Source organism: uncultured Kiloniella sp., from assembly GCF_937128705.1.
GTDB lineage: Bacteria > Pseudomonadota > Alphaproteobacteria > Kiloniellales > Kiloniellaceae > Kiloniella.
The window spans coordinates 1-9617 of record NZ_CAKZMP010000273.1 but is presented as its reverse complement, the minus strand read 5'-3'; the positions used below and the strand labels follow the sequence as shown (position 1 = coordinate 9617).

General features: G+C 44.6%; 14 protein-coding genes. All 14 read right to left on the bottom strand.

Annotated elements, in window-relative coordinates; all coding sequences use genetic code 11:
• Positions 1 to 486 (bottom strand): hypothetical protein (locus Q0241_RS13860; protein WP_299378498.1); only part of this gene is annotated, 486 nt, incomplete at its 3' end.
• A 343-nt stretch (positions 487 to 829) separates the two neighbouring features.
• Positions 830 to 1630 (bottom strand): hypothetical protein, encoded by an 801-nt coding sequence (locus Q0241_RS13855; RefSeq protein WP_299378496.1) that lies wholly within the window; start codon positions 1628 to 1630, stop codon positions 830 to 832.
• Positions 1627 to 3063: a hypothetical protein gene (locus tag Q0241_RS13850; RefSeq protein ID WP_299378494.1), complete on the bottom strand. Its 1437-nt coding sequence runs from the start codon at positions 3061 to 3063 to the stop codon at positions 1627 to 1629. Before Q0241_RS13850 ends, Q0241_RS13855 begins: the two co-directional genes overlap by 4 nt.
• Complete coding sequence (locus Q0241_RS13845) at positions 3063 to 4739, bottom strand: hypothetical protein (RefSeq protein WP_299378492.1); 1677 nt, start codon at positions 4737 to 4739, stop codon at positions 3063 to 3065. Before Q0241_RS13845 ends, Q0241_RS13850 begins: the two co-directional genes overlap by 1 nt.
• Positions 4732 to 5265 carry a DUF3486 family protein gene (locus Q0241_RS13840; RefSeq protein ID WP_299378490.1) on the bottom strand — a complete coding sequence of 178 codons (534 nt, stop codon included), beginning with the start codon at positions 5263 to 5265 and terminating at the stop codon, positions 4732 to 4734. The genes Q0241_RS13845 and Q0241_RS13840 overlap by 8 nt, the downstream gene beginning before the upstream one ends.
• 1 nt (position 5266) lies before the next feature.
• Positions 5267 to 5578, bottom strand: coding sequence for a cytoplasmic protein (locus Q0241_RS13835; protein WP_299378488.1), 312 nt, complete (start codon positions 5576 to 5578; stop codon positions 5267 to 5269).
• Positions 5565 to 5876 (bottom strand): hypothetical protein, encoded by a 312-nt coding sequence (locus Q0241_RS13830; RefSeq protein WP_299378486.1) that lies wholly within the window; start codon positions 5874 to 5876, stop codon positions 5565 to 5567. The genes Q0241_RS13835 and Q0241_RS13830 overlap by 14 nt, the downstream gene beginning before the upstream one ends.
• Positions 5869 to 6081, bottom strand: a complete 213-nt coding sequence (locus Q0241_RS13825) for a TraR/DksA C4-type zinc finger protein (RefSeq protein ID WP_299378484.1) — start codon at positions 6079 to 6081, stop codon at positions 5869 to 5871. Before Q0241_RS13825 ends, Q0241_RS13830 begins: the two co-directional genes overlap by 8 nt.
• A complete protein-coding gene (locus tag Q0241_RS13820) occupies positions 6082 to 6894 on the bottom strand; it encodes a lipase family protein (RefSeq protein ID WP_299378482.1) in 813 nt (270 codons plus the stop codon).
• Entirely contained in the window at positions 6894 to 7400 is a 507-nt protein-coding gene (locus Q0241_RS13815) for a hypothetical protein (RefSeq protein WP_299378480.1), read from the bottom strand. The genes Q0241_RS13820 and Q0241_RS13815 overlap by 1 nt, the downstream gene beginning before the upstream one ends.
• Complete coding sequence (locus tag Q0241_RS13810; RefSeq protein ID WP_299378478.1) at positions 7397 to 8029, bottom strand: glycosyl hydrolase 108 family protein; 633 nt, start codon at positions 8027 to 8029, stop codon at positions 7397 to 7399. Before Q0241_RS13810 ends, Q0241_RS13815 begins: the two co-directional genes overlap by 4 nt.
• Before the next feature lie 80 nt (positions 8030 to 8109).
• Positions 8110 to 8514: a helix-turn-helix domain-containing protein gene (locus tag Q0241_RS13805; protein ID WP_299378476.1), complete on the bottom strand. Its 405-nt coding sequence runs from the start codon at positions 8512 to 8514 to the stop codon at positions 8110 to 8112.
• Positions 8504 to 9175 carry a regulatory protein GemA gene (locus Q0241_RS13800; protein ID WP_299378475.1) on the bottom strand — a complete coding sequence of 224 codons (672 nt, stop codon included), beginning with the start codon at positions 9173 to 9175 and terminating at the stop codon, positions 8504 to 8506. The genes Q0241_RS13805 and Q0241_RS13800 overlap by 11 nt, the downstream gene beginning before the upstream one ends.
• Complete coding sequence (locus tag Q0241_RS13795) at positions 9168 to 9506, bottom strand: hypothetical protein (protein WP_299378473.1); 339 nt, start codon at positions 9504 to 9506, stop codon at positions 9168 to 9170. Before Q0241_RS13795 ends, Q0241_RS13800 begins: the two co-directional genes overlap by 8 nt.
• Positions 9507 to 9617 lie beyond the last annotated feature (111 nt).

The window sequence follows — 9617 nt, the reverse complement described above, 5'->3', positions numbered from 1 at the left end:
TGATTCTGAGTTACACACGGCACCCGCGTGAATCACTAGACAGTCGGAAGCTGCCACCAACAAGCTATCGGCGATAGCGTCTTCGAGTTCACGAAGGGCAACATCAAAAACACCGTTAACAGCTTTAGCCTCGTCCACATCCTTTGCAGACTTAACCGCATCCAGAAGTTCAGCATCGCTAGTGACAGACTTGCCGCGTTGTTCAAGGACCGCCAAAGTCTCATTGGCAAGATCAAGATCAGCCTGGGAATATCCAAGCTTTGCTTCCAGTTCTTCTTTTTCCTGTAAAGCGTCTTCAAGCTTTGCTTCTAAGGTGGCTGTTTGGGCAAGAGCATCTTCAGCTTGCTTGAGCTTTTCTTTCAGCTCTGACTTTTCCAATTCAGCAGCTTGCAAATCTGACTGAAGCTTTTGCATCGCATCAGCTGTTTCAGTTGTGATTTTTGCTTCGGAAGTTTTAGAGGTACCTGTCTTAGATTTTGTCGTCACGGCGAAAGCCTTCCTTCAAACTTGCGTTAATTGCCAAACGGCTAATTGATTGCGTCTGAAGAAAAGATATTTAGTTTCCTGAAGGTCCGGGAGGTCTGAACAGTTCAGTAAAACCGATTATTTTTTGTAAATCATTTTTAAGGGGAGATTTTATCACTTTTGGAAAAAGCGATTTTAAAGCCCGTGTGTGCGCATCTCTATCTTTGACGCGCGATGATGGCTGTTTAAACAAGACGGCCTTTTCTCGTTTAAAGGCCCCCTTTTAGCTTCGATGTTATTGTCGCCCCTAACACCGATGCAAGCAATTTTTCTTAAAATCGGCTAATCCGGTATTTAACAGGCCCTAAAAATCTTCCATTGCGGGCAGCACATCACAGCCACAATTTACTGTTGCTTCAGCGGGCGCTGCGGGATCTCGTGGATAGTCCAATTCATACCCGCCAATTTTGAATTTTTTCTCAACAGGAACAATCAGGCCATCCGCAACAATATGTGTAGGGCGCTCATTCACCTTGCCGGATCTTCTCCATTCCTTACCAAGACCAGGCAAAAATTCAGCGCCCTGTTTTAACCGCTCTTGTGTGGCCGTCGCATACACCCTTCCCAGTTCGGTATTGACGATAGTTCTGGCACGGTTTGGAAGTGTTTCACCGAGTAATTTGGAAACACCATCAATTGTCGCGGTTTTATCCTGTGCACCGATGACAGATAAACCCAACTGGCTTTTTATTTTCTTGGCGGTTTCATCTGTAATATCGCTGATCTTATCAACAAGAAAAGATCTCATCCCCACGATTTGCGTTTCCGGGATGGATGTATAAACCGCTGAAATACGAATACCGCTAGCCTGTAACGGATCATCAACCAAGCTAAGTCCGGCATCGGCCATTGATATATGTGCTGAAGATGCCAACTCACTCGCCTCAAGGCCAACACCATCAAGGATATCTTTAAGCTCCCTAAAGCGTGTGTTTAAGAAAGCTTGTGTAAATTCGCCATTACTTTGAGCCATGCGCTTGATGATTAAATTATGCGCCTCGGTTAAACTGGATATGATATCGCCCGTTTGATCCTTGCGAAGTCTTCGACCGGCTTTAAGTCTTCTGGCTCTTTCAGATCTGAATTGCCTCTCTTGTGGTGTCATTCTTCGACCTCTCCGGAAACCTTCGGCGTGACGTCACTATAAAAATCTTTGGTTTTCTCTGTGGTAATCTCATTTTTTGCCGTGCGTAACTCGTCCTCCGGATTAATTTCAATACCAATCTGTTTGGCAATAATGCCAATCATGGAAACAGCTTTTTCTTTGGATAGAAGGCCATTATCAATTGCCATAACACAAGAAACCACGATTTGTTGCAGGGCAGCTGAATGGCGTGAAACATCCTTGGATGTCATTTCAGGGAATTCAACAGTTGGCATCAAATCTTCAAGGCCCATCAAATCATCAGGTAACTCACCCTGTGGATCTAAGCGCTTTAGAGCAACAAAAAGTAAGATTTGTTCCAGGACGTGCTTCAGATAAGTTTGCCTTACTGACAGGCGCTTAAAAACTGGTTCGTGCATTGATTCTGCGGTTGCCCGGTTAACATCGCCACCACCGCCGAACCAGTGTTCCGGCATGGTTGTAGATCCGGCGGCATAGTTCTTAATTGTCCTTACATGCTCTGCATTTTGTCCCGCTTTGATATCAGGGGAAACAGCATTCCATTCTTCGCTTTCGTTGTGCATTCGTACAGAGCCAGGCGCGGGTGGCCTTGTCTTTTTGGCTCGCGCCTCAATTTCATCTTGAGAAGCGCCTTTAATGAGAACATCCCAAATATAAGCGCGCTGAAAATCAACCCTTTCAATTTCACCAAACATACTGCGATCAAGGGCAATCAACCAATCCAGAGACGGCAAGATATCAGATGTCCCACGCGTTGCTTCAGAAAGTCGGTTAACATCAAAATAAAAGCAATCGCCGTCAGTAAGTGTTTTGCGAATTGATTGAGCGACTTTACCAAAAACATTCTCAGAACCGTTTACAATAGTTCTATACCGTTTCTGGATGCCCTTCTGATTTGAAACAGATATAACACCGATAGGCATATCTGAATTGTCAGGATCATAAAGAACCGTTGCTATTCTGGATGGGTCTAGATTAGCCATCCGGACATGGCCGTTCATTTTATTTACAAAAACAGGCCAACATTGCTCCCCGAGTAAACCAAGATCCCGAACACGCCGGGGTAAAGTTATATCCATCCGTGTTATAGGATCTTTCCAGAAAGAATTAATGGCTTTATCAACTTCTGGATCTTTAGCGGAAATTTTAAGACCTTCCCCTAAAAGATAGGCAACAGGTAGTTCTGACATTGATCTGGCCAAAGGCGATTTTTGCCAAAGTAACGAAGCCATTTCTTGCATTTTGCGATGCTTGACAGGGTTTAAATCCCGTTTACCTGTATCGCTTAATTTTGTATAACCGGGTTCGCCTTTTGCTTCCCTGAAACTTTCGCCAACAGTTACCCCAGCCGCTTCAAGAATAGGCTCCACTCTTTCGGTAACAATTTCTTTTTCTTTGAATGGATTCCACATCAGTCAAACAATCCTTGTGAATAGCGCGAACGGGCGTCGTAAATATCTTCGGTGATATCACCCATCGAGATTTGTGGGGCGTAGGTATCAGTGTGTTGCTCGTGAATTGAGGTGCCAGCGGGGGGCGGGTTATTTTCTTCTGTAGCAGCAGCCCAAGCCAAAACACCCGCAACAGCACTATCCCCGTGTCGGTACTGTCCGTCACTTCCCTTTGTTCGAGAATCAGACATACCCGGATTACCCTTAACCAGCTGCACAAGGCGGTGATCTGCGATAATGTCTTCAGACTTCGGAACGATGATATTGCTGCCCTCAAAAGCCGCGCGATATTTGGGAAACCATTCGCGGTACCAGGGCGCGCTCAACATCACACAATCAACATAGCTTTCGCCCTTCTTTTGTAGAGCTTTTTCAGCATGGGATTGACCGTTTCCACGCGCGTCAAATTTACAATGCGTAAAGAGCGGCAGTTCATCAATTGTGAAATCAGTTATGATCCATTGGGCATCAAAGGGTATTTTGCGCATTTCAAGAATAAACGCAGTTTCCCACACAAGCGGGCTTGCTTCCTGTAAAGCCCATAAAACGGACAAATCCCCATCACGTCCGAAATCAAACCCGAAGACACTGCGCTGATCCGTGGGCAAATTATCAATAACGGGTTTTAGATTGTCCTTTATCCACTCTTTGGTTTTTCTTTCCCGATCAGTATCCAGAACAAATTCCGGTGCTCTTTGGTGGCGTATAATTGGGATACCTTCTTTTTGGCATTTCTCAATTAACATCCGTGTGAAATATGCACCGCTGCCCTTTTTGGGGATGCAATCAAGCTCTTCGCCAGCATCTTCTTGGGTTGGGTAATCTTCATAGATGCTTTTACGATATTTTTCTTCGGCTTCAGGGGACCATTTTTTTCCCCGGATAAGACAAACACGCTTATAAAAACCTTGCTTTAAAGCATCATCAAAAGTGATCTTATGATGAGACCAGGGAAGCTTTCCGCTTTTCACTTCCTTTACGAGCTCATTAAACTCGTTATCTTCTCCGTTGTGGGTTGAAACAATATCAATCCGACCACCCCACATTTTAAAAGCCAGGGCACCTTTGATGACTTCCTTCAGGTTTTGATGGAATGCGGCCTCATCGATGCGCGCATGACCTTGACGTGATCGCCAGTTATGAGGATTGGAACTCAAAGCCTCAATAATAAAACCGGATGCAAAAGTAATTTTGTAAGTGACGATATCCTGCTTTTCATTCTCAATCAGAATAGTTTCTTTCCAGACGTCAATTTCACTTACTGCATGTCCATAAGCTTTGGCAAAAAAAGCGCAATCCCCGATGTAGCCCGCCGCCATACGCATGTTATAGCCCATGTAAAACTGATCCATGCCACCAGCTGATTTTGAGCAAGAAGCTTCTAAGACGCCTTCAGCTGCAAGCGCTCCCCAAGAAAAACCTATACGGCGCGATTTTTCACCAATTCTGATATCAGATTGATCCTCCAACCAACGACTTTGGTAGAGCAATAATAATTTTGGAATATCTTTAACACTGAGGCCTTGGGTTTGACGGTTGTTTTGTTCTTCTTCTACAAGATCTAACGCCTGTTTTTTCTCTTCCCCTGAAAGCTTTTGGCGGGAAATAAGTCTTGCCTCTTTTGCATCCTTACTCATCTTGGATTTTAACTCCAAGAATTTCCGCTCTGATAAAAGCGGCTTGATCTTCGGTAAAGCCGTTTTGTCTCGCTGCATTAGTAGCTATTTTTGCGGCTTCCTCACGCGCTTGTTGACGAACCTCTGAAGCAAGTCTTTTTTGACTGACAGAAGCCCGAGAAAGATCTGCAATCACTTTCATTAGTTTGGGTAGATTTACATCCTTTGCATCAACTTCCATTTCAAGCAGAAGTGTAAAAGCTTTTTCTTGAACAAGCCGGATCAGAGCATCATTAACCGCACCATCGTCATCAGGATTTTCACTGACAACAACACGCGCTTGTTCGCTTACACGCTTGAGTGATCCTAGGCGTTCTTCAAAATTTTGCCCATAAGAATGAAGGCTTGATTTTGAAATCTGGAAGCCTTGTTCAGCCAACCACTCTGATAGTTCCCTGTATTTTGAAAAACTATTCTGGACCAGCTGTCGCTCCAAATCTTCGCGGACATCAGATGGTAATGCTTCGACCTTTGAACGCGGAGGCATTTTACCAGTACCTTTTCGGGCGGCTAATACCAGCAGGTGCTGCAACTGTGTATTCCACGACATCAACACCATCAGCTGTTAGTTCTGCAAGCCAAACTGGATCGTCTTCACCTGTGATTGTGATCAGATCTTTATCACGCAGATAATCCAGTTCACGCCTTAGCCCTTTAGGCGAAAGCGGTAGCTCAACGTCATCCAAAGTGCGGAAAAGAATGGTTTCGCTTACCTTACCAGGGCGTCCTGCATCCAATGCACGTAACAAACGCCAGCGCGTTTCTTCTCGCATCGGTTTTTCTAAATTAATTCCGTGCATATAAACGGTCCTTTAGTTCATCAAATTTATTATTTAAAGCATCCATTTTCGCTTCAATGGTCGTTGCTAAACGTATCCAGTCTTCCCGTTGAACATATTTGTTTGGAAGATCTACCAATAAATTCCGGAAGTCGTTTTCCAGCGTATCCATTCGGACCTGAAGGCGTTTATGTCTATCGTTTGAAGCTGACAGCGCTCTTTCAATCAGAAGCTTGATAATTCCCAGCATCACAGCAGACCAAGCTAGGAAAATGGCAACGATAATTCCAAGCGCCGTAGTGCTAATACCCTCAACCATATTCGCGCTCCTGTGCTTCTTTGCAGTAAGCGCAAAGTGTTGTGCCAGGTATCGCTTTTTGCCTTGCAACTGAGATAGGATCTCCGCAATCGAAGCACTCTTCATGGCGTGTTATACCTTGAGCCAAAGCAGCTTTATTCGCAGCTATAGCTTTAGTTAAAGTACTTTGGATTAAATCCTGTGCTTTATCGGCATGATCAACCATCTACTTGATACCTCTGCGAAGGACTTGAATGTAATTTTTGAGACTGTGAGCTTGGAAAGGGCCGAGGGGTAACCAACGAAACCAACCATCGCCCTTCAAAACCGAAGCACAGAGGCTTTTCAATTGATCTATCAGCTGAGTTGAGAGGGGAATGGCCTCGTGTATTTTGCCTTTCCCGTCGATGTATTGAAGGGTTCCACTATGTTTGTAGCCCATTGCCATAAATGGAAGCATCGGCACGATATCAATTGAATTAACTACGCGGTGGTGTGGGTAACGCTCCAACTCAGCAAAACAGTTATTTCCCACACGAGGAGCACCAAAGGTGTAAATTACCGTATCATCTTCACCATCGGGGATAGCAGCTTCAAGAATAGCCAAAGCCCCACCTTGACTATGGCCTGTTAAATAAAGTGGTGTTTCACCTGCGCCGAGAACTGAACATAACTCTTTACACAAAGCGAAATGAGCATCGTAAAAACCGCGATGAACGCTTTCGGATTTATTATCTTCAGCAACTCCGATTTCTTCCAGATCCTGTTGCTTGAATTTAAGGTTTGTCCAAATATCTCCGGCGTCCAGTTGCGTACCTCGAAAAGCCACAATGCGAAAAGTTGGAAATCGTGCATAAAAACACTGACTGTCCCAGGCCTCAATAAACCGCCAATCATGAACACCCATATCCGCTAAAGTAGCTTCAATATGCATTGGCGAAAAGTAAGCCAACTCTGCCATTTCAGCTAAAAAGTGCGCGGCCTCAATATCGAAACCGCTCTCACCTTTTACTAAAGCCTGTGGAAGCTTGCTTACCATCAGGCAGATCCTTCCGCCTTGGGCTTGTCTGCCGTGTCTGGATCTATTGATGGATCTTCGGGAAGGTCGCTTGTAGGGTTATCAATTTTAGACTTCGCACAAGCAATTCCGACACGAGCTTCGATAACGTTAAAACCCGATGCTAGGGAAGGTAGTTGTCGGAGCTTGGTTACAGCTTCATCAAAACCGCCCAGGACAACTTCTTTACCTTCTTTTTTAAGGATATCAAAAGCGACTTCAACAAATGCTAGACGGTAAGCATCACCAGCCGGATCTAAAGATACCTCGGCGGCAAGACTTTCATGCATGACCGCGAGAGGCTCAACAAGGGCCTGTGTAATCTCAGCTCCGTGTCGATTTTCAAGCAAATCATAAAAGAGGGTTGCTCTAACAACACGTACGTCGTCAGTACAGGCTTCCCCAAGTCTTTTGTCGGCTTGGTCACCAAGAAAGCCGCAGCCTCCCAGTGTCAAAGCAAACAGAAGTAACGTAATGCGTTTGATCATGATAGATCTCCGTTTAAATGCTGGTAAGGGAGGTAATAGGCGCGATTGAGCCAACCGTTCTTGTATTTGCTAAAGGCGGGCTTTCTTGCGATTAAATATCGGTAATATCCGGCAGCTTCAGAACAGATTGCAGAGACAAGCGCATGTTTGTCCGGACCTGTATTCTTGTTACAAACACTTTCAATAACAGTCCGTGTTGCAGGACCAATAATCCCATCATCCTCAAGCACGTAACAACAAGATCTGGCTGCGCGCTGTAGAATACGAAAAGCAGGGCGTGGCCCCATGTTGACGGCTAGGTCAAAAACCTTGATAGCTGGAAGTGGAGGCAAATCATCAAAGGCGTATTTATCCCACCATAATTGACGGTAAAATACCTTTGCATCATCGACGGACATTTCACGAATATCACGTTCGTCAACAACGCCGTCGCGGTTTATGTCGCCATCTTTGAAACCATCAAAATTCAAATCGCCAACTTGGCGAAGCCATCTTAATGAAATTCCATAATTAGTCGCGCCACCGGGATCATCACGGTCATAAACAAACCCGCCTTCGTGTGCTAACACGATGCTGATTGCCTGATTGTAGACCCGTTCGCTATTGGTCTGTGTACTGATCGGAGACATAAAAAAACCTCAGTTGGATAACTGAGGCAACTATGACAATTAAATATCCGTTCCGGAGGTCCTGAACAGTTCAGTAAGACTTAAAATAATCGGTTCTGACTATCTTCTTTTGTCAAAATGTACTCGCTCTGTAACTGATAAACATATCTTACCGTCACGCCGATTTCCAAAGCGATATCTTTAGGCTTCCAGCCCTTTTCCAGTAGATCTAGAATAGGCAGCTTCTTTAAATTGATAAATGAGCCACGAGGAATATAGATCCTTTGACCGCCCAAAGCTTCAGACAAGAGTTGCAGTTTGTCAATCCCCACAGCTTTTACCCAAGGGTGTTCCGGCGTTACTTCAGCTGGAATTTTCGGTTTATCAAGACCGCCCGCAACTTCTACCAGATCAAGCGTAGCTTTATGCCCGATGATTTTTGCCAGCCTCTTTAGCCCTAAAGGCCAGCCATCATATGAATCCGAAGCACTTGGCTCAATCGACATGTTTTGCTTTTACCCGTCTGATCCATTTACCCCAGTTTTTCTGAAGGTCTCGCCAATCTTGGAAAGAATAGTGGTTCCACCCCCGTTGTTTGCCTGTGACGTACCCTGCATAATCTTGAATATCCAAAGTATCGGCATGTTTGATTTGCCCGAGGTTTACTAATATTCGGTACTGTGCATGGATGACACATTGCTCAGGTTGATTTTGGTCTAAAGACCAATCAACATCGCCACGATCAGCAGCCATTGTTTTCAAAATACGGATAAGCTTATCAGCCTGATAGCCTGTAACCCAACGTAAGGTATCGACTTTAAGTTGACGCTTGATAAAGCCGTTTAAGGCTTTGTCTGTATTGCTCTCAACGAGCCCCAAGTCATAAAGCACCAACCACAAAGCCAGTATCTTGTTTTGAATAGCTTTATCGCCGGGATGATTAGATCTGTTATTAGTGACCTTGCCTTGCTTCTTTTGAGGGCGATAAATCTCGTTGATTTTGTCGAGTACATTCGCAATTTCACCATCCCGACACTTACCCAAAGAATCATTACGGGTTACTTGGTAAATAATCGCCCGTCGTTCATCTTCAGAGATACCAAATTCTTTACAGGCGGCACGAATAGCAGCGTTTTTTCTTAGCCACATTGGAGAACGTTTAGACATCTTGAACAACCTCCTGAAATAGGTCAGGGGTGAATTCACAGCGATATGATTCAACTATTTCTGGAACTTCCAAATGGTGAATAAATGCTTGGCACAAAGGTTGACCAGTTTCGCCCCATACCAGTTCTTGAGGATAACCTTCTTCACCTATTTGATGGCACATCATCCTTTCATAAATTGGACAATTAAAAGGGCCGTCTTCCTCATCAAATCGATAGCAATTAACACACCATGCATCGATAAAAAAATCACCTTCAGTTCCGTTACTTGGGCGATAAGGCTTTCCGGCACTCTCTTCAAAAGCCCCGTCTGGATAAATATCTCGTTTCATTGTTTGGTTGCTCCTCTAAGAGCTAAACGGTTCACGGCTGTAGCTAGCTGATGCCAATCGCCGCCAGCTTCTATGTATTCACAAATCAACTTTTCAGGGTCGCACTTGTCT

Bases quoted from the DNA above. Each gene is read 5' to 3' on its own strand.
- Q0241_RS13855 (WP_299378496.1), bottom strand. From the start codon at position 1,630: ATGACACCACAAGAGAGGCAATTCAGATCTGAAAGAGCCAGAAGACTT.
- Q0241_RS13850 (WP_299378494.1), bottom strand. From the start codon at position 3,063: ATGTGGAATCCATTCAAAGAAAAAGAAATTGTTACCGAAAGAGTGGAG.
- Q0241_RS13845 (WP_299378492.1), bottom strand. From the start codon at position 4,739: ATGAGTAAGGATGCAAAAGAGGCAAGACTTATTTCCCGCCAAAAGCTT.
- Q0241_RS13840 (WP_299378490.1), bottom strand. From the start codon at position 5,265: ATGCCTCCGCGTTCAAAGGTCGAAGCATTACCATCTGATGTCCGCGAA.
- Q0241_RS13835 (WP_299378488.1), bottom strand. From the start codon at position 5,578: ATGCACGGAATTAATTTAGAAAAACCGATGCGAGAAGAAACGCGCTGG.
- Q0241_RS13830 (WP_299378486.1), bottom strand. From the start codon at position 5,876: ATGGTTGAGGGTATTAGCACTACGGCGCTTGGAATTATCGTTGCCATT.
- Q0241_RS13825 (WP_299378484.1), bottom strand. From the start codon at position 6,081: ATGGTTGATCATGCCGATAAAGCACAGGATTTAATCCAAAGTACTTTA.
- Q0241_RS13820 (WP_299378482.1), bottom strand. From the start codon at position 6,894: ATGGTAAGCAAGCTTCCACAGGCTTTAGTAAAAGGTGAGAGCGGTTTC.
- Q0241_RS13815 (WP_299378480.1), bottom strand. From the start codon at position 7,400: ATGATCAAACGCATTACGTTACTTCTGTTTGCTTTGACACTGGGAGGC.
- Q0241_RS13810 (WP_299378478.1), bottom strand. From the start codon at position 8,029: ATGTCTCCGATCAGTACACAGACCAATAGCGAACGGGTCTACAATCAG.
- Q0241_RS13805 (WP_299378476.1), bottom strand. From the start codon at position 8,514: ATGTCGATTGAGCCAAGTGCTTCGGATTCATATGATGGCTGGCCTTTA.
- Q0241_RS13800 (WP_299378475.1), bottom strand. From the start codon at position 9,175: ATGTCTAAACGTTCTCCAATGTGGCTAAGAAAAAACGCTGCTATTCGT.
- Q0241_RS13795 (WP_299378473.1), bottom strand. From the start codon at position 9,506: ATGAAACGAGATATTTATCCAGACGGGGCTTTTGAAGAGAGTGCCGGA.